This window comes from Nocardia flavorosea (assembly GCF_015477805.1).
In the GTDB taxonomy this organism is placed as follows: Bacteria; Actinomycetota; Actinomycetes; order Mycobacteriales; family Mycobacteriaceae; genus Nocardia; species Nocardia flavorosea_A.
Genome location: NZ_JADLQL010000002.1, coordinates 56,382 through 73,427 on the forward strand (window position 1 = coordinate 56,382; position 17,046 = coordinate 73,427).

At 68.2% G+C, this 17,046-nt stretch carries 18 protein-coding genes; 6 read left to right on the forward strand and 12 right to left on the reverse strand.

Annotated features, from left to right (window positions below; all coding sequences use genetic code 11):
• Window positions 1-38 precede the first annotated feature (38 nt).
• The 4 genes from IU448_RS09265 to pdhA form a co-directional block, all read right to left on the reverse strand.
• Window positions 39-854, reverse strand: coding sequence for a sulfurtransferase (locus tag IU448_RS09265; protein ID WP_195055192.1), 816 nt, complete (start codon window positions 852-854; stop codon window positions 39-41).
• A gap of 105 nt (window positions 855-959) precedes the next feature.
• Complete coding sequence (locus tag IU448_RS09270; RefSeq protein WP_195055193.1) at window positions 960-2,564, reverse strand: dihydrolipoamide acetyltransferase family protein; 1,605 nt, start codon at window positions 2,562-2,564, stop codon at window positions 960-962.
• Between the two features lie 38 nt (window positions 2,565-2,602).
• Complete coding sequence (locus tag IU448_RS09275; protein ID WP_195055194.1) at window positions 2,603-3,577, reverse strand: alpha-ketoacid dehydrogenase subunit beta; 975 nt, start codon at window positions 3,575-3,577, stop codon at window positions 2,603-2,605.
• Window positions 3,574-4,701, reverse strand: a complete 1,128-nt coding sequence (gene pdhA, locus IU448_RS09280; RefSeq protein ID WP_195055195.1) for a pyruvate dehydrogenase (acetyl-transferring) E1 component subunit alpha — start codon at window positions 4,699-4,701, stop codon at window positions 3,574-3,576. The genes IU448_RS09275 and pdhA overlap by 4 nt, the downstream gene beginning before the upstream one ends.
• Before the next feature lie 144 nt (window positions 4,702-4,845).
• Between pdhA and IU448_RS09285 the strand changes: the two genes are divergently transcribed.
• Window positions 4,846-5,340, forward strand: coding sequence for an Lrp/AsnC family transcriptional regulator (locus IU448_RS09285; RefSeq protein ID WP_195055196.1), 495 nt, complete (start codon window positions 4,846-4,848; stop codon window positions 5,338-5,340).
• 78 nt (window positions 5,341-5,418) lie between these two features.
• The gene (locus IU448_RS09290; protein ID WP_195055197.1) at window positions 5,419-6,258 is read left to right on the forward strand and encodes an SDR family oxidoreductase; all 840 of its coding nucleotides are present in this window, start codon (window positions 5,419-5,421) and stop codon (window positions 6,256-6,258) included.
• Between the two features lie 162 nt (window positions 6,259-6,420).
• Here the strand turns inward: IU448_RS09290 and IU448_RS09295 are convergent, their stop codons facing one another.
• The 7 genes from IU448_RS09295 to IU448_RS09325 all read right to left on the reverse strand — a co-directional run bounded on the left by IU448_RS09295 (window position 6,421) and on the right by IU448_RS09325 (window position 12,885).
• Window positions 6,421-6,855: an acyl-CoA thioesterase gene (locus tag IU448_RS09295; RefSeq protein WP_195055198.1), complete on the reverse strand. Its 435-nt coding sequence runs from the start codon at window positions 6,853-6,855 to the stop codon at window positions 6,421-6,423.
• An 89-nt stretch (window positions 6,856-6,944) separates the two neighbouring features.
• Entirely contained in the window at window positions 6,945-7,895 is a 951-nt protein-coding gene (locus IU448_RS09300; protein ID WP_195055199.1) for an AraC family transcriptional regulator, read from the reverse strand.
• Window positions 7,896-8,174: 279 nt separating this feature from the next.
• Window positions 8,175-9,314 carry a DUF5925 domain-containing protein gene (locus IU448_RS09305; protein WP_195055200.1) on the reverse strand — a complete coding sequence of 380 codons (1,140 nt, stop codon included), beginning with the start codon at window positions 9,312-9,314 and terminating at the stop codon, window positions 8,175-8,177.
• A 159-nt stretch (window positions 9,315-9,473) separates the two neighbouring features.
• On the reverse strand, window positions 9,474-9,920 hold the full coding sequence (locus IU448_RS09310) for a nitroreductase family deazaflavin-dependent oxidoreductase (protein WP_195055201.1): 447 nt from the start codon (window positions 9,918-9,920) through the stop codon (window positions 9,474-9,476).
• An 86-nt stretch (window positions 9,921-10,006) separates the two neighbouring features.
• Window positions 10,007-11,428, reverse strand: a complete 1,422-nt coding sequence (locus IU448_RS09315) for an NAD(P)(+) transhydrogenase (Re/Si-specific) subunit beta (RefSeq protein WP_195055202.1) — start codon at window positions 11,426-11,428, stop codon at window positions 10,007-10,009.
• Window positions 11,429-11,431: 3 nt separating this feature from the next.
• Window positions 11,432-11,752, reverse strand: coding sequence for an NAD(P) transhydrogenase subunit alpha (locus tag IU448_RS09320; protein WP_195056187.1), 321 nt, complete (start codon window positions 11,750-11,752; stop codon window positions 11,432-11,434).
• Window positions 11,752-12,885, reverse strand: coding sequence for a Re/Si-specific NAD(P)(+) transhydrogenase subunit alpha (locus IU448_RS09325; RefSeq protein ID WP_195055203.1), 1,134 nt, complete (start codon window positions 12,883-12,885; stop codon window positions 11,752-11,754). Before IU448_RS09325 ends, IU448_RS09320 begins: the two co-directional genes overlap by 1 nt.
• Before the next feature lie 276 nt (window positions 12,886-13,161).
• On the opposite strand from IU448_RS09325, the gene IU448_RS09330 reads away from it, so the two are divergent.
• Genes IU448_RS09330 through IU448_RS09340 form a run of 3 tightly spaced genes read left to right on the forward strand, consistent with a single transcriptional unit; the run spans window position 13,162 to window position 15,143 of the window.
• Window positions 13,162-13,617, forward strand: a complete 456-nt coding sequence (locus IU448_RS09330) for an HIT family protein (RefSeq protein ID WP_195055204.1) — start codon at window positions 13,162-13,164, stop codon at window positions 13,615-13,617.
• Window positions 13,618-13,663: 46 nt separating this feature from the next.
• Complete coding sequence (locus tag IU448_RS09335) at window positions 13,664-14,500, forward strand: maleylpyruvate isomerase family mycothiol-dependent enzyme (RefSeq protein ID WP_195055205.1); 837 nt, start codon at window positions 13,664-13,666, stop codon at window positions 14,498-14,500.
• Window position 14,501: 1 nt separating this feature from the next.
• Window positions 14,502-15,143: a Type 1 glutamine amidotransferase-like domain-containing protein gene (locus IU448_RS09340; RefSeq protein WP_195055206.1), complete on the forward strand. Its 642-nt coding sequence runs from the start codon at window positions 14,502-14,504 to the stop codon at window positions 15,141-15,143.
• 181 nt (window positions 15,144-15,324) lie between these two features.
• Here IU448_RS09340 and IU448_RS09345 read toward each other — a convergent pair whose 3' ends face one another.
• Window positions 15,325-15,735: a GtrA family protein gene (locus tag IU448_RS09345; RefSeq protein WP_416382978.1), complete on the reverse strand. Its 411-nt coding sequence runs from the start codon at window positions 15,733-15,735 to the stop codon at window positions 15,325-15,327.
• A 265-nt stretch (window positions 15,736-16,000) separates the two neighbouring features.
• On the opposite strand from IU448_RS09345, the gene IU448_RS09350 reads away from it, so the two are divergent.
• Window positions 16,001-16,987, forward strand: a complete 987-nt coding sequence (locus tag IU448_RS09350) for an NAD(P)/FAD-dependent oxidoreductase (RefSeq protein ID WP_195055208.1) — start codon at window positions 16,001-16,003, stop codon at window positions 16,985-16,987.
• Window positions 16,988-17,046: the final 59 nt, after the last annotated feature.

A 17,046-nucleotide genomic window follows, 5' to 3' on the forward strand; every position in this document is an offset into this window, starting at 1 on the left:
TCTGCAATGGCGCGGATCACCGGTCGCACGCGGCCCGATCAGGCTCCCGTCGCCACGGGCCGTTTCGAATCGTGCGCCCACTGCGACCAGGAACCCGGATACAGGGCAGCCTCCACGCCCACTACCGCCAGTGCCGCGATGGCATGCGCGGCGGTGATTCCCGAGCCGCAATACACCGCGACCGGTTCGTCGCCGATATCGCGGTAGCGCCGACGCAACAGCTCCGGCGGCAGGAAGCAGCCGTCCTCATCGAGATTCTCGCTGGTCGGGGCACTGATTGCGCCGGGTATGTGGCCGGCGCGGGGGTCCACCGGTTCTTGTTCGCCGCGATACCGTTCGGCTGCCCGGGCATCGATCAGCACGCCTTCCCAGCGGGCGGCGGCGTCGGCGTCGATCACCGGCAGCCGGCCGGGTTCGAGTTCGATATCGCCGGGTTCGGGGTCCGGCTCCACTCCGGTCGCGAGGTCGCCCCCGCTGCGCAGCCACGCGGGCAGCCCGCCGTCGAGGATGCGCACATCGGTGATCCCGGCCCAGCGCAGCAGCCACCACGCCCGCGCGGCCGACATACCGCCGAGTGCGTCGTAGACCACGACGGGATCGCCCGCGCACAGCCCCCAGCTGCGAGCACATTTCTGGAGCTGCTCGGGATCGGGCAGCGGGTGCCGGCCGAGGGCCGGGGTGGGCAATGCGGCGAGTTCGGTATCGAGGTCGACGAACACCGCGCCCGGGATGTGGCCGTTCTGGTACTGCTGTGGCCCCTCGGGGTCACCCAGCTGCCAGCGGACATCCAGCAGGCGCAGGTTTGCTTCCATCGATTCACGGAGTTCTTCAGCCGAGATCAGTACCGCGTTCACCGCAGCTCCTCGTCAAAGAGTCTGGAACAGGTTTGGTCACCGTACGCGGGCGTGGCCGGGGGCGTCCATGCGGCCACCGGAAAATTCATCTACCGCCGGGCCTGCTCAGATTCGCGCCAGCAAGGTCAGCGGATCTTCCAGTGCCCCGGCGACCGTGGCCAGGAACCGGGCGGCCAGTTCGCCGTCGATCATGCGATGGTCGAAACTCAGGGTCAGCGTGACCACCGAGCGCACTGCCAGTTCACCGCGGAAGACCCACGGCCGCGCACTGACCGCGCCGACACACAGGATCGCGGCTTCACCCGGGTTGACCAGCGGCGTTCCGGAGTCGACGCCGAACACGCCGACATTGGATACGGTGAACGTCCCCCCGCGCAGATCGGCCGGGCCCGCCCGGCCGTCGCGCGCGGTCTGCGCGAGCCAGCCGATCTCGCGGCACAGTTCCCGCAGGCTCAGCGTCTGCGCGTCTTTGATGTTGGGAACGAGCAGTCCGCGTTCGGTGGCCACCGCGATACCCAGGTTGACGTAATACCGGGTGACGATCTCCGAATTCGCTTCGTCCCAAAAGGTGTTGATACCAGGGTATTCGGCCAGCGCCGCCAGTACGGCTTTGGCGATGAGCGCCAACGGTGTGAGGGTCAGTCCTTCGAAGCCCTTGGTGGCACGCAGGTGTTCCAGCAGTTCCAGCGAGGCGGTGATATCGACGGCGCTCGAGGTGGATGCCTGCGGGATGGTGCGGGCACTGGCGACCATGGCCGCCGCGGTCCGTTTACGTACCCCGGCGATCGGTGTGCGTTCTTCCCGAACCGTCCCGCGGGCCGGTTGCTGCCCCAGTGCGGATTCCGCGCCGTCATGTTCGCGGCGGTCGGGCTCGGAAACCGGTACGGCACCGCGGACGTCGGCCACCGTGACCGCTCCTTCCGGGCCCGAACCGGCGACATGCCAGAGGTCGATCCCCAGTTCACGCGCCAGCTTGCGGGCCCCGGGCGTGGCGGCGACCCGCCCAGTGCCGAAACCCTCGGCCCCGTCGGGCTGACGCCGCGGTCCGGACTCCTCCCCTGCCGCGAAATCGATTGTGCCGCCGACGGTTTCTGCCGATTCGCGCCCCAGCTCGACGGTCCGCGAATCGGCCGGCTCACCTCGATAACCGCCGGCGCTTCCGCCCCGCGGTCCACCGGCCTGTTCTGCGGACTCCGCACCGGCCGCACGTGCCCGCACGGCGGCGGACTCGTCCGCGTAACCGCCGGCAGCGGCCCCCGCGCCACCCGACTCACCGGTGTCCACGCCGATAACACCGTTCCGGTAGGAAATTGCCGCGACCCCTGGCTCTTGCGATTCTCCGGGCGCCTGCCGGGCCGCCCGGCGCCGGCGCCTGGACGGCTGGTCCTGGTTTTCCGGCCCATATCCGACCAGCACCGAGGTACGACCGCCGGCCGCCGGTGCCGCGGTCCGGATCCGCAGCAATGGCGCCCCCACCTCGACCGTCGCGCCGGGTTCGGCAAGTAGTTCCACCACGGTGCCCGCGAACGGCGAGGGCAGTGCGACCACCGCCTTGGCGGTTTCCACCTCGGCGATGGTCTGGTTCAGTTCGACCTCGTCGCCCACCGCGACGGTCCAGTTCTGCAGTTCGGCATCGGTGAGGCCCTCGCCGAGATCGGGCAGCCGGAATTCCAGGATCTCGCCGGATTCGGCGGTTGCGGCATCGTCCACGGTGGGCACCTCCGGCTGGGCGTCAGGGGGCGGGGCACTCAGGCGGCAAGCGTGCTGTCGACCGCCGCCAGGATGCGGTCCGGGTCGGGCAGGTGATGCTTTTCGAGCTTAGCCGGAGGGTAGGGAATATCGAATCCGCCGACCCGCCGGACCGGGGCCTCGAGTCGATAGAAACAGCGTTCGGTGATCCGGGCCGCGATCTCCGCGCCGATTCCGCCGGTGACCGGCGCCTCGTGCACCACGATCAACCGGCCGGTCCGGTCCACCGATTCGGCGATGGTGTCGATATCCAGCGGCGCCAGGCTGCGCAGATCGATCACCTCGAGCGAAAGCCCCTCTTCGGTGGCGATTTTCGCGGCAGCGAGCGCGGTGGCGACCGTCCCCCCGTACGCGACGAGAGTGGCGTCGGAGCCGGGGACGCAGACTCGCGCCCGGTCCAGCGGCAGGGGATCGGTTGCCGCCGGGTCGAGTTCGGCCTTGTCCCAGTAGCGGCGTTTGGGTTCGAAGAAGATGACCGGATCGTCCAGTGCGATCGCCTGCCGGATCATCGTGTAGGCGTCCGCCGGATTGCTCGGCGAAACCACCCGCAAGCCCGCGGTATGCGCGAAATACGCCTCCGGCGATTCGGAATGATGCTCCACCGATCCGATCCCGCCGCCGAACGGAATACGGATCGTCAACGGCGCGCTCACCTTTCCGCGCGTCCGGTAATGGATCTTGGCCACCTGCGAGACGATCTGATCGAATGCCGGGTAGACGAACCCGTCGAACTGGATCTCGCACACCGGCCGATAGCCGCGCAGCGCCATCCCGAAAGCCGTGCCCACGATGCCGGATTCGGCCAGTGGCGTATCGATCACGCGGCGGTCGCCGAAATCCTTCTGCAGCGTATCGGTCACCCGGAACACGCCGCCCAGCCGGCCGATGTCCTCGCCCATCAGCACCACCTTGGGATCGTCCTCCAGGGCGGTGCGCAACCCGGCGTTGAGCGCCGCGGCGAATGTGGTGATCATGAGCGCACTCCTTCCTCGCGCCGGGTAGGCGCAGCATGCCCGCCGGTGGCCGGATCGTCGGCCAGGTATTCGGCGTAGCCGCGGCGCTGGGCCGCGACGGCTCGATGCGGGGTCGCGTAGACGTGGTCGAACAGTTCCAGCGGGTCGGGATCGGGCATGCCGAGTGTGGCCGCCCGGACCCGGTGCGCCACCTCGTCCGCGCGATCGTCCACCCGCCGCTGCGCCCCCGGATCGAACAGGCCCTCGCGTTCGAGCAGCCGCCGCATCCGCAGGATCGGGTCGCGGCGAACCCATTCTTCGGTTTCCGCGGATGTGCGGTAGCGGGTCGGGTCGTCGGCGGTGGTGTGCGGACCCATGCGGTAGGTGATGGCTTCGATGAACGACGGCCCGCCGCCGGTACGCGCTCGAGCCGCCGCGCGGCGGGTGACCGCCAGGACTGCCAGCACATCGTTTCCGTCCACCCGGCTCGCCGGGATTCCGTGCCCCACCGCGCGCTGCGCGATCGGGGTCGCGCTCTGCAGATGGACGGGTTCGCTGATCGCCCAGTGGTTGTTCTGGCAGAAGAACACCACCGGTGAACTCCAGGTGGAGGCGAAGGTCAGTGCCTCGGCGATATCGCCCTGACTGGTGGCGCCGTCGCCGAAGTAGGCGACGGTGGCGATCTCCGCCCCGTCGAGGTGGGCGGCATAGGCGTACCCGGTGGCGTGCAGGCCCTGTGCGCCCACCACGATCGCCGGGTTGGTCATATTGATCTCGGCCGGATCCCACGACGAATGCGCGACCCCGCGCCACATCGTGGTGATGACGCCCGGATCCACGCCGCGGCAGTAGGCGACAGCCGCTTCGCGGTAGCTGCTGAAGATGTAGTCGTCGGGTTGCAGCGCGTGTGCAGACCCGACCTGTGCGGCTTCCTGCCCCTCCCCCGGCGCCCACAGGCCGAGCTGACCCTGCCGGGCCAGCGCGACCGCTTCGGTATCGATCCGCCGGCTCACCACCAGGTCCTCGTAGAGCTGCCATAGTTCGTCCGGCCCGATATCGGCGACCAACGCCTGGTATTCGGGGTTGTGCACCCGGGCGCCGTCGGGCTGGATCAGTTGCACCGGATACTCGGTTGTGCCGGGCATCGGCCTCGCCTCCTCACGCGGGTCACGCGCTGATGTGGCCTACAACACACAGCATCCACGCTTTGGCGAACTGCGCAAGTCTCGATCCGGCAACTGAGCATCTCGCACGGTTTTCACCGGCCAGTCGCTGTCATACTGCGCTTTATGACCAGTCAGGAAAGTGCCGACCCGGTATTGGACGCCACGGACGCGCGGCTGCTGCTCGAACTGACCGCCAACCCCCGCGCCACCGGCGTCGAACTGGCCGCCCGGCTCGGACTCTCCCGCAACACCGTGCAGGCCCGGCTCGCCCGCTGGGAAGCCGCCGGCGTCCTGCGCAGTTTCGAACTCCGGGTGCAGCCGCGCGCGCTGGGATACCGGCTGTCCGCGTTCGTCGCGGTGGTGGTGGACCAGCACCGCCTCGATGCGGTGGTCGACGAACTGGCCGAAGTGCCGGAGGTGACCGAGGTCTGCGGTATGACCGGACCCACCGACCTGACGGTCCGCGTGGTCGCCCGTGACGCCGACGACCTCTATCGCATCGCCGGCCAGATACTGAAGATCCCCGGCGTGGTCCGCACGAATATGACGTTGGTGATGCAGGAGTTGGTGGGTCCGCGCACCGCGCCCCTGCTGCGGCGCCTGGCCGAGCCCGGCTGAACCGCGTCGACCTGGCGCCGGAACACTTATTAAGCGACATACCTAGGCTTGTGTCGCACCACGGGCTAGGGTGCCGATATGGAGAGCACAGGCACAGTAGACGACACATTCGCGGGCCGGACCGCCATCGTCACCGGCGGCGGATCCGGAATCGGCGCAGCCTTGGCCCACCGGCTCGCCGAGCACGGGGCGCAGGTGCTCGTCGCCGACCTCGACCCCGCCACCGCCGCGAAGGTGGCCGCCGAGATCGGACCCGCCGCGATCTCCGCAAGCGGTGACGCCGCCGACGATGCCGTGATCGCGCAGCTGATCACGACTGCGGAATCGTCGTTCGGCCCGGTCGACTTCTACTTCGCGAACGCCGGTATCGGCGGCGGCGCGGGCCTGGACAGCACCGACGCGCAATGGTCGGCCGCCCTCGAGATCAACACCCTCGCCCATATCCGCGCCGCTCGCCTGCTCGTCCCCGGCTGGCTCGAACGCGGCCGCGGCTATTTCGTCTCCACCGCCTCCGCCGCCGGCCTGCTCACCCAACTCGGCTCCGCACCGTACTCGGTCTCCAAACACGCCGCTGTCGGCTTCGCGGAGTGGTTGTCGATCACCTACGGCGACAAGGGGATCGGCGTGAGCTGCGTCTGCCCGATGGGCGTGGACACGGCCTTGTTGCACGAAGGAATGATCCCCGAGAACAACGCCGAAGCCGGCCGCCTGGCGATCACCGCCGTCAAATCCGCGGGCGTCGTACTCAGCGCCGAAGAGGTCGCCGACACGGTCCTGGCCGGGGTCGCGGCCGGCGAGTTCCTGATCCTCCCGCATCCCGAAGTCCTGCAGATGTACCGCAACAAGGGCTCGGACTACGACCGCTGGATCCGCGGTATGCGCCGCTTCCAGGCCGCCCTCGAAAACCCGGCCTCCTGACAGCACCGCAGGCCCAGCGGTTCGCTCCGAGACGTCCGAACGACGGCGCGATCTACCGGGCAACTGCGCAGGTGCCGGCCGTTCGGCCATAACCACGCTCCCGCTGTGCCGGTGGGCTTCTCAGCGGCCGCCCCGGGACGGCGTCGACCGAGCGCGGGGCGGTTACTGCTCGGTGTCGTCGGTGACCAGTGTCAGAGCGGCAGTGCGGATGACCTCGGGGATCTCGACCGGTTTCCGGGTCGTCTCGTCCACGTAGACATGGACGAAGCTGCCGGTGGCCGCCGGTTCGAGATCCTCGCCCGCCACGCGGAAGATCGCCAGATCGTAGGTGATGCTGGAGCGGCCCAGCCGGGCGATCCGCAAGCCGACCCGCAGCTGGTCGGGAAAGCTGAGGGAGGCGTGGAAACGGCAGGAGGTCTCCGCGACGATCCCGATCGCGGGCAACTCGCGAATATCGGTACCTGTCGCGTCCATGAGCCACGCGTTGACGGCGGTATCGAAGTAGGCGTAGTAGGTCACGTTGTTCACGTGCCCGTAGTGATCGTTATCGGCCCAGCGGGTGGGCACCGGCCAGAGCACCGGATACTGCGTCGTCACCCGGCCGACGATACCGGGTCGGCCGATCGGTCTCGCCGTGGCGACGTGGTACCCGGGTCGGGCCGATGTGCCCGGATCCGGTGCCGGCGTCAACTGGCCGAGGAGACCGCGGCAGCTCCGCTGGTCCGGTGTTCTCGGGGGCTGAGCCCGAAATGGCGTTTGAACGCGGTACTCAAGGCGAACGCACTCCCGTACCCGACCCGGCGGGCGATCGCCTCGACCGTGTCCTCGGTGCCCTGCAACAGGTCCGCAGCCAGATCGAGACGCCATTCGGTGAGGAACGCCATGGGTGGTTCCCCGACCAGTTCGGTGAACCGGCGGGCCAGCGCAGCCCGCGACGCCCCGGCTTCCTGGGCCAGCGCAGCCACGGTCCAGGGGTGGGCGGGGTTGTGCTGGAGCAGCCGCAGGGCCTTGCCCACCAGCGGGTCACCGTAGGCGTGGTACCACGGGGGTGCGTCGGCGCCGGAGAACCAGGTGCGCAGGGTCGCGATGAGCAGCAGGTCCAGCAGGCGGTCGAGCACTACGCCCTGGGCGGGCAGGTCTTTGACGGTTTCGTCGGTCAGCAGGGCCAGGAGCCGATCATCGGAACGGCCGCGTGGCAGCACCAGCATCGGCGGCAGCGCACGCAGCAGGCGCCGACTCACCGCGCCCAGATATTCGTAGGACCCGGTGACCAGAACTGTTTCCCCGGCGGGGTCGTTACCCCATTGCCGGACCCCGAGACTCATCGTCTCGCAGAGCACTTCCCCGTCCACAGTCGTGGTGACCTGCCCGGGATTGATCAGAATCTGCGGTTCGGTTCCGGGATCGTCGGCAACGGTGTAGGGCTGCGGTCCCCGGAACACCGCGACATCCCCGGCCGCGATCCGCCGCGTCTCGCCGTCGGCGGTGAGCACCCATGCCGAGCCCCGGACCACGGTAACGAGCGTCAGCGGCGACTCGTCCTGAATCCGCAGCGACCACGGCGGGCTGAGCATCGACCGCAGCACGAAGGCATCCCGTGCCCGCGGACCCTCCAGCAACGCGGCCAATGCATCCACCCGTAAACGATAACCGCAGCGCGGTCCTCAGCGCACAGGGTGCAAAAGCAAATGCCCGAGCAGTAGTTCGACGAGCAGCACCGGCGCCGGCCACATGAGCAACGAGCACAGCGGCCGCGGACGCCGGAGCGAAGCCGTAGGTCACCGCCGCAGCGGTCCAGCCGTAGCCGAACATATCGGATCCGAGGAGAGCTGCCACCGCGACCACGAGCCGCGTTCGGTCCGCGGGCCACGCGAGCGCGCCGGCGGCCGCGGCACCACCGGGACCGGCGGAAGTGGTCAGAGGTACATGCCGCCTTCGATGTGCCCCGTGCGCACAGCGATACTTTCGCTCCGGTCCCGCAGAGCCACGAGTTCCGCGAGCGTGGCACCTCCGGCCGGAATATCGGCGGGCGTATCGCCCAGCCAGGTCCGCGCCTCGGTAGCGGTCAGCTTGCCGATCTCCACCTGGGCCAGGCACCTGCCGGGCCGGGTCACGGCAGGGTGCAGCCGGGACAGGTCCTCGTTGGTGCTGATGGCGACCAGCACGTCACGGCCCTGCCCGAGCATTCCGTCGGTGAGATTGAGCAGCCGGGACAGGCCCTGTCCCGAGGAGGATTTGGCCTCGGCGTGGATCAGTTCGTCGCAATCCTCCAGGATCAGCAGCCGCCAGCGGTCGGATTCGTCGTCCTCGCCTTCGGCGCCCATCGCGGCCCGCATCAGATAGCCGGGTTTGGCGAACAGCATCTCCGGGTCTAGCACGCAGTCGGCCTGGCACCACGGCGACCAGGCGCGGGCGAGTGAGCGCAGGGCAGTGGTCTTACCGGTGCCGGGCGGGCCGTGCAGGAGCAGCAACCGGCCCCGGATATCGGCCGGGCGCATTGCGGTCAACCGGTCCAGCGCACCCGCGACAGGCCCACTGTAGTTACCGCGGATCTCCGGCCACTCGGGCGTGGTGACGGTCAGAGCGCGCCGGGTCGCTCCGCGGTCGCCCTGATGCCAGAAGCCCATTTTCACCGCGGTCACGTCGGCAGGGGCGGGCTGCTCGGCATCACGGACCGATTCGGTGACGATACGTTCGGCCAGCTCGTCACTTACCGCGACCACTTCCAGCGTGGCCGATTTATCGGCCCATCGGTCGGCGCGCAGGGTCCAGCCCTCACCGAGTACCAGAATCGACTGGGAATCGGTTTCCACGATGGAACGCGAAATCTGCGAATCCGGTGGTCGCAACAGGGCGTCCGGCCGCACCCGATCCAGTTGTCGCTTGCGGTAGTACGGCTGCACGCCCCGGCCGAAGAGGCTCAAGGTCAGCATGTCGAGCAGATCTCGGGGCGTGGAATACGAATCGAGTACGGCCGACCACGGCATGGCGTCGGCCGGATCGGCGGTGCTGGGATCGAATTCGATCAGGCGAAGTGGTTCGTTGCGTTCGGGCATCGCCGACCATGATCTGCCCGGATATACCGCAGCGTCCACCCAATTTCCCTCGTCGAGGGCCTATGCGGCGGAGAACGGCTCGCGGTGCCGATGCCCGAGGCGCCGCCGGAAAACCGGGCTCGCACGCCTCGTCCTATCCGCCGGGTCGGCGGAACAGGTTCAGGACATGGACAACTCGACCATCGGCACCGTATCGATACCCCGTCCGGTGGCCTGCTCGATGATGCCGCTCAGCTTCCGGTAGGCCTTCGGATGGCGGACCCGGTAGTCCGCCAGCACCGTGGCCGTCTCCGCGGGCTCCAGTGGCCGGGCCACCGCGGACCGTCGGTAGCCAGTGCCGATACTCACCCGGCAGTGCGGATCGGCCAGCAGGTTCCGGTACCACTGCGAGGTCTCGCCGAAGCCCGAGGCGATGATCACCGTATCGGGGCCGGGCCGGGCCACTGTTTCCAGTGCGACATACCGCACTTTCCCGGACGTCCGGCCGGTGTGCTCGAGCAAGAGCAGCCGACCGCCGAACAGGAATCCGAGCCGGGCCCGGAACGCCCAGATCGGGGCACGCACGAACCACCGAGTACGCAACAGTTTTACGCCGAGATCCGCCATTGGTCGACGCTAACAGCAAACGGCCCCGGCACACGCTCGGGGGGGGTGAAACCGAACGCGCGCCGGGGCCGCTGGAATTCGCGTGCTTACAGCGCCTTGAGTTCTTCGGTGACCGCACCCACCGACTTCTTCGCGTCACCGAAGAGCATGGAGGTGTGGTCGGAGTAGAAGAGCGGGTTGTCGATACCGGCGAAGCCGCTGTTCATCGAACGTTTCAGCACGATAACCGATTTCGCCTGGTCGACGTTGAGGACCGGCATCCCGTAGATCGGGCTGGACGAATCCTCGCGGGCGGCCGGGTTGGTGACGTCATTGGCGCCGATGACCAGGGCGACATCGGTCCGGCCGAATTCGCCGTTGATATCGTCCATTTCCTTCATGGCGTCGTAGGACACCTCGGCCTCGGCGAGCAGCACGTTCATATGCCCGGGCATGCGGCCGGCCACCGGGTGGATGGCGTATTTGACCTCCACGCCCTTGGCTTCGAGCAGACTCGCCATTTCCTTCACCGCGTGCTGCGCCTGGGCAACGGCCATACCGTAGCCGGGCACCACGATCACCTGGTTGGCGTAGGCCATCTGGATCGCGGCGTCGGCGGCGGAGGTCGCCTTGGCCTGCTTCTGCTCGCCACTGCCCGAACCCGCGGCCGCACCGCCGCCGCCACCGAATCCACCGGCGACGATGGCCGGGATGGAACGGTTCATGGCCTTGGCCATGAGGTTGGTGAGGATGGTGCCGGAAGCGCCGACGATCATGCCGGCCACGATCATGGCGGTGTTGTTCAGCGCGAGACCGGCCGCCGCGGCCGAAAGCCCGGTGAGGGCGTTCAGCAGCGAGATGACCACCGGCATATCGGCGCCGCCGATGGGCAGCACGACCATGAGGCCCAGCACACCCGCGGCCAGCAGCAACCCGACCATCCACCACTGCGTGACGCCGCCGTCGGCGGCGCCGAGGCCGATCACGACCGCCGCAGCGACCGCGATCACCAGCAGCAGCAGGTTCACCGGCTGCTGCAGTTTGCCCAGCCCGATCGGTTTACCGGGCAGGATCTCCTGCAGTTTGCCGAACGCGATCAGCGAGCCCCAGAACGAAATCGAACCGATGATCGCGGCGAACAGTGAGCCGACGATGATGTGCACCGTCGGTTCCTCGCCGTGATGGAAGCTGGAGAACCCGGTGGTGTCGATGAACTCGGCCCACGCGATCAGCGCGACCGTACCGCCGCCGACACCGTTGAACGCCGCCACCAACTGTGGCATCGCGGTCATCTTGGTCCGCAGCGCGGGCGGCACGCCCAGGCCGACACCGACCACCAGGCCGGCGACGAGCAGGATCCAGTTGCTGGTATCGCGTACGGCGATGAGCGTGGCGATCACCGCGATGGCCATACCGGCCGCGGCGATCCAGTTACCCCGGACCGCGGTCTTCGGGCCGGTCAACCCCATCAGGCCGTAGATGAAGAGGGCGAAGGACAGGATGTAGAGGATATCGACGAGATTGTCCATGGATCACTGACCTGCCTTCTCGGCACCCGCGCCGGGCTTCTTACCTTTGAACATGCCCAGCATCCGGTCGGTCACCACGAAACCGCCGACCACGTTCAGGGTTCCGAACACCAGGGCCACGAACAGGATGATCTGGACCCCGATCGACGGGTCCTCCATCCGCCCGAGGGTCACCAGCGCGCCGAGCACGACGATGCCGTGGATGGCGTTGGTTCCCGACATCAGCGGGGTGTGCAGGGTATTGGGGACCTTGGAGATCACCGCGAACCCCACGAATCCGGAGAGCACCAGAATGGCGATATTCGCCAGTAGCTCGCTGTACATCATTCGGCTTTCGTTGTCGGTTCGGCGTCACGGGTGACGCAGGAATCGGCCAGCACCTGATCGGAGAAGTCCGGTTTCAGTTCGCCGTCGGCGAGCATCAACTCCAGCAGTGCGGCGATATTCTTCGAATACAGCTCGCTGGCGTGCTCGGGCATGGTGGCGGGCAGGTTCAGCGGCGAACAGATCGTCACCTCGTGCTTGACGACGGTTTCGCCGGGCTCGGTGAGTTCGCAGTTGCCGCCGGTTTCGCCGGCCAGGTCCACGATCACACTGCCCGGCTTCATCCCCGCCACCGCATCCGCGGTCACCAGGCGCGGCGCTGGACGGCCGGGCACCAGCGCGGTCGTGATCACCACGTCGAAGCCCTTGATCGCGTCTTCGAGGGCCTGCTGCTGTTTCGCCTTCTCCTCGTCGGTGAGTTCGCGGGCGTAGCCGCCCTCACCGGCGGCGTCGATACCGAGATCGAGCCACTGCGCACCGACCGAACGGACCTGATCGGCGACCTCGGGCCGGACGTCGTAACCGGTGGTTCGCCCGCCGAGCCGCTTGGCCGTGGCCAGCGCCTGCAAGCCCGCGACACCGACACCGAGCACCAGCACGGTCGCCGGTTTCACGGTCCCCGCCGCGGTGGTCAGCATGGGGAAGAATCGGGTCGACTCCGACGCCGCCAGCAGGACCGCCTTGTATCCGGCGACATTCGCCTGCGAGGACAGTGCGTCCATCACCTGGGCCCGCGAGATGCGCGGGATCGCCTCGACGGCGAACGCCTGCACCTTGTTCTTCTTCAGGGCATCGATCTGGTTGTCGGCATTGCGCGGCGCCAGGAAACCGATCAGCGTCTGTCCCGCGGCCAGTTTCGCGACCTCGGCATCCGTCGGCGGCGCGACCTTCACGACCACATCGGCCGACCAGGCATCACCGATGGTGGCACCGGCCTCGGTGTAGGCGGTATCGGGAATGAGCGCGCCCTGTCCGGCTCCGGTTTCGACCACGACCTCCACACCCTGTTTCACCAGGGCCGGAATGATCTTCGGCACCAGGGCGACCCGCCGCTCGCCCGCGGCGGTTTCGCGAACGACACCGACACGCGCCCCGCGCGGCGACGAATCGCTCACGGTCTGCGTTGTCTCCACTTGTCTGTCTTCCCTCTCCTACGTTTTCCGGCCGCCGATTACGGCGGCGGGCGGGGTGTTCGTGAACACCCCGCCCGAAATCCTCGCCACCGTACATCGGCGGAAGTGAGATTAGCTGAGATGCCCGTCACATCACTCCCTCGGGGGCGGCAACCTTCACATCGGTAAATGCTGATCAGGGTGGTTAACGAGAGAACCGTGCCTGTGGGTCTGAAAAGTTTGCTAATTCCACCAGGCGGCCGGGTCCGGCCGGGCCGTACGCCGTAGAGTCGCCCTGTGAGCGAATGCGTTTTCTGCCGGATCGTGGCCGGTGCCGCGCCGGCCCACCGGGTCTACGAGGACGACACCGTCTGCGCGTTCCTCGATATCCGGCCGATCACCCGCGGGCACACCCTGGTGATCCCCCGCAACCACGCCACCGATCTGTCCGAACTCGATGCCGAAACCGGTGCCGAACTGTTCCGGGCCGGGCATCGGATCGCGCGGGCGGTGCAGGGTCCGGCATTCGCCGCCGACGGAGCGAACCTGCTGATCAACGATGGCAGAGCGGCATTCCAGACGGTCGGTCACGTGCACCTGCACGTACTACCCCGCAAGCACGGGGACAAGTTCCGTTTCGCGTCGGGACTGGTTCTGCGCCGATCGCGGGAACCGGATCGGGTCGCAGCCGCGATCCGCGCCGGTCTGGCCGGTCTCGACACCGCCGCCGAAACCGATACCGATACCGGCTGATCCGGTTTCCACACCGACCCGCCCCATCCCACGGAAGGCACCGCATATGTCCGATCTCCCCGACCGCCCAGAACTCGTCCGGCTGCTGTCGGACCAGTTCGACGCCTTGGCCGAACTGGTCGGTGGGCTCGACGAGGACCGCTGGCGGACACCGTCGCCCCTGCCCGGTTGGACGGTTTTCGACGTGATCGGCCATATCATCGGCACCGAATCGCTGTTGCTGGGCGATAAGCCGCCGGCCCGTGCTTCGCAGGCTCCCGATATCGACGTCAAAACACTGCCGCATGTCCGCAACGACATCGGCGCGCTGAACGAGATCTGGTTGCAGCGGTTGCGGCCGCGGTCCGGCGCGGAACTGCTGCGCATGTACCACGAGGTGATCGACCGCCGCCGGAAAGCGTTGTCCGGCATGGACGATCAGGCGTGGCTCGCACCTTCGCAGTCCCCGGTCGGGGAGGTGCCCTACGCGCGGTTCATGCGGGTCCGGTTGTTCGACTGCTGGATGCACGAGCTCGATATCGCCGACGCGCTGGGCGAGCGGGTCGACGAGGGCGGTGCGCGGGGCGAAGTCGCGTTCGCGGAGTTCGCCCAGTCGCTGCCGCGGGTACTCGCGAAACGCGGTGGCGCGCCGGTGGGTTCCCTGATCACCCTCCGGCTGACCGGACCGCTCGCGCGGACTCTGCATATCGAGGTCGGCGACCGGGCCGCCTACGTGACCGCACCCGAGCTAGAGCCCACGGTGACGCTGGAACTCGATTCGGGTCTGCTGGTGCGACTCGGCGGCGGACGCGTCGACCCCGAGACCGTACTGGACCGCATCGACTTCGGTGGCGACGCCGAATTGGGCCGGCAGCTGGCGCGGAACCTCGCGTTCACCATCTGAGATGCGGCTCTTCCTGGCCAGTTACCGGTTCGGTGAACACTACGACGTGTTCGCCGAACTGGCCGGCGCCCCGGGGCCGATCGCGGTGATCGCCAATGCCTGCGATTCCTGGCCCGGAGCGCGCACGGCAGCGGTGACCAGCGAACTGGTGCCGTTGCGGAAACTGGGCTTCGTCCCGCAGGAGGTGGATCTGCGCGAATACGCCGGTCGCCCCGACCGATTGCGCCGGACTCTGTCCCGGTTCCCCGCGCTGTGGGTGCGCGGCGGCAACACCTTCGTACTCCGTGCCCAATTCGCCCGCAGCGGCGCCGATACCGTGATACCGGAACTGCTCGCCGCGGATTCCTTCTTGTACGCGGGCTACAGCGCGGGCGCCTGCGTGCTGGGACCGCACCTGCGCGGCCTGGAAACCTCCGACGACCCCCGGGAGGTGCACCCGACCTGCGGTATCGACCCGATCTGGGAAGGGCTCGGGTTGATCGACCGGCCGATCGTCGCGCACCTGAATTCCCCCACCGACCCCGAGGGCGCGGGCAATACCCTCGCTGCCCGTTTCCGAGCTGACGGCACCCCGCACTGGGCACTCACAGACGCCGATGCCGTCGTCCGCAACGGGTCCGAAATGCGTGTCTACTCGGACTGATTCGTTCGCAGCAGATCAGTCGCCGCCGCCGCGTACCCGGGCGAGTGCGCATCCCGGGTCCGGCAGCGCAGATCGGTTCGGCAGCCCTCAGCCCTCCGCCGTGTCACCGGACCGCGGCCCTTCACCGGAGCCCGCGACGAGTACGACCACCGCGGTGTTCGCGAGCAGGGCCGCAGTCGGTTCAGCGGCGACGGAAGACGATCCAGCGCATGGCGGAGTACATGTACACCGCTTCACAGGCACCCGCCAGTAGTCGCGAGAGGTGGTACTGCACACCCAGCGCCGCAAGCCCCGCCCCCACCCCCAGGATGAACGCCAGGTAGTTGATCACGACCACGACGGTGTAGACCACCGCCTGCCGGCCGGCCGGTGCGTGGGATCGGAAGTTCACGGTGCGATTGAGGTAGAACGCCAGCGCGAAAGCGCATACGTAGCCGACCGTCACCGACAGCCAGCCCGGCAGGCCGAGCCCACTGCGCATTCCGGTCAGTATCAGCAGGTCGACACCGAAGGTGAAGCTGTTGATCAACGCGAAACCGAGGAAGGTCGGCGCAACCACCCGGTCCAGCCCCCAGGGCAGACGCGCGGCCACCGCCTCGCACCATCGGGCGAACCGGCTCGCCCACGTTTCAGCTCTCGTCGCCGCCTCCTGCACGCGGCCAGCGTCGCAGCGGTAGGTGACGAGGGAGTGAGCGGGCGGCAAACCACGAACTCGTGATCGTTTCGGACTGCCGGAGCAGCGGTATTTCGGTCGACGGCGGTGCGCCGAGCCGCCCCGGGCCATTTTGTCGTTTCGGCAAATTTACTTGCCGAACTGACGAGCTTTCTGGATAGTCGGTGCGAAGGAGGTGGTCGAGGTGACCGAACAACCGGACAACGACCGGCTGGACAACAACTATGACGTGGTGGTGGCCGGCGGCGGGGCGGCCGGGCTGAACGGAGCATTGATGCTGGCGCGCTCCCGGCGCACAGTAGCGGTGATCGATGCGGGCGCACCCCGCAACGCTCCCGCCGAAGGAGTGCACGGACTACTGGCCCGCGACGGAATGCCGCCCGCGGAACTGCTGGCGCGCGGCCGGGCGGAAGTACGCAGCTACGGCGGGCATGTGGTGTCCGGGGAGATCACCCGGGCCGCCCGGACCGAGGACGGGTTCACCATCGGCCTCGCCGATGGGCGCAGCGTCCGAGCCCGGCGACTACTGGTCACCACGGGGCTGACCGACGAACTCCCGGATATCGCCGGTCTCCGCGAACGCTGGGGTCACGATGTCGTGCACTGCCCGTACTGCCACGGCTGGGAGGTCCGCGATCGCGCGATCGGCCTGCTCGCCACCGGCCCGATGGCGATGCACCAGGTCCAGCTGTTTCGCCAGCTCAGCGACGATATCGTCTTCTTCACCCACGATGGCCCCGAGCTCACCGCCGACGACGCCGAACGGCTGGCGGCACGCGGTATCCGCGTGGTGACCGGAAAAGTCACCGCCGTCGAGACGGACAGCGACGGGATCACCGGACTGCGCCTCGCCGACGGCACGGTCGTCGCCCGCGATGTGGTCGCCCTCGGAACCCGGATGGTCGCCCGCGCCGGTTTCCTGGACGATCTGGGCCTACCCGCCGTCGACCACCCGACCGGCGCCGGCCGCTACATCCCGGCCGACCCGACCGGCCGAACCGAGGTCCCCGGAGTATGGGCGGCGGGAAACGTCACCGATATCTCCGCACAGGTCGGGGCCGCCGCCGCGGCCGGGGCGATGGCCGGGGCGCAGATCAACGCGGACCTGGTCGAAGAAGAGGTCCGCACGGCAGTGGCCACCCACGCATCAGGTCTCGACGAGCCCCGCTGACGCCACTGGCGAACAGCACCGGGACCGACAGCCGCGAGCAACGGCGAAGCTTCCCGCGC

Coding starts and splice junctions, on each gene's coding strand:
- IU448_RS09275 (WP_195055194.1), bottom strand. CDS start 3,577: ATGATCACCACATTCGCCGCGGCGCTCAACGCCGGGTTGCGCACCGCC.
- pdhA (WP_195055195.1), bottom strand. CDS start 4,701: ATGCCCGGCACAACCGAGTATCCGGTGCAACTGATCCAGCCCGACGGC.
- IU448_RS09285 (WP_195055196.1), top strand. CDS start 4,846: ATGACCAGTCAGGAAAGTGCCGACCCGGTATTGGACGCCACGGACGCG.
- IU448_RS09290 (WP_195055197.1), top strand. CDS start 5,419: ATGGAGAGCACAGGCACAGTAGACGACACATTCGCGGGCCGGACCGCC.
- IU448_RS09305 (WP_195055200.1), bottom strand. CDS start 9,314: ATGCCCGAACGCAACGAACCACTTCGCCTGATCGAATTCGATCCCAGC.
- IU448_RS09310 (WP_195055201.1), bottom strand. CDS start 9,920: ATGGCGGATCTCGGCGTAAAACTGTTGCGTACTCGGTGGTTCGTGCGT.
- IU448_RS09315 (WP_195055202.1), bottom strand. CDS start 11,428: ATGGACAATCTCGTCGATATCCTCTACATCCTGTCCTTCGCCCTCTTC.
- IU448_RS09320 (WP_195056187.1), bottom strand. CDS start 11,752: ATGTACAGCGAGCTACTGGCGAATATCGCCATTCTGGTGCTCTCCGGA.
- IU448_RS09335 (WP_195055205.1), top strand. CDS start 13,664: ATGTCCGATCTCCCCGACCGCCCAGAACTCGTCCGGCTGCTGTCGGAC.
- IU448_RS09340 (WP_195055206.1), top strand. CDS start 14,502: ATGCGGCTCTTCCTGGCCAGTTACCGGTTCGGTGAACACTACGACGTG.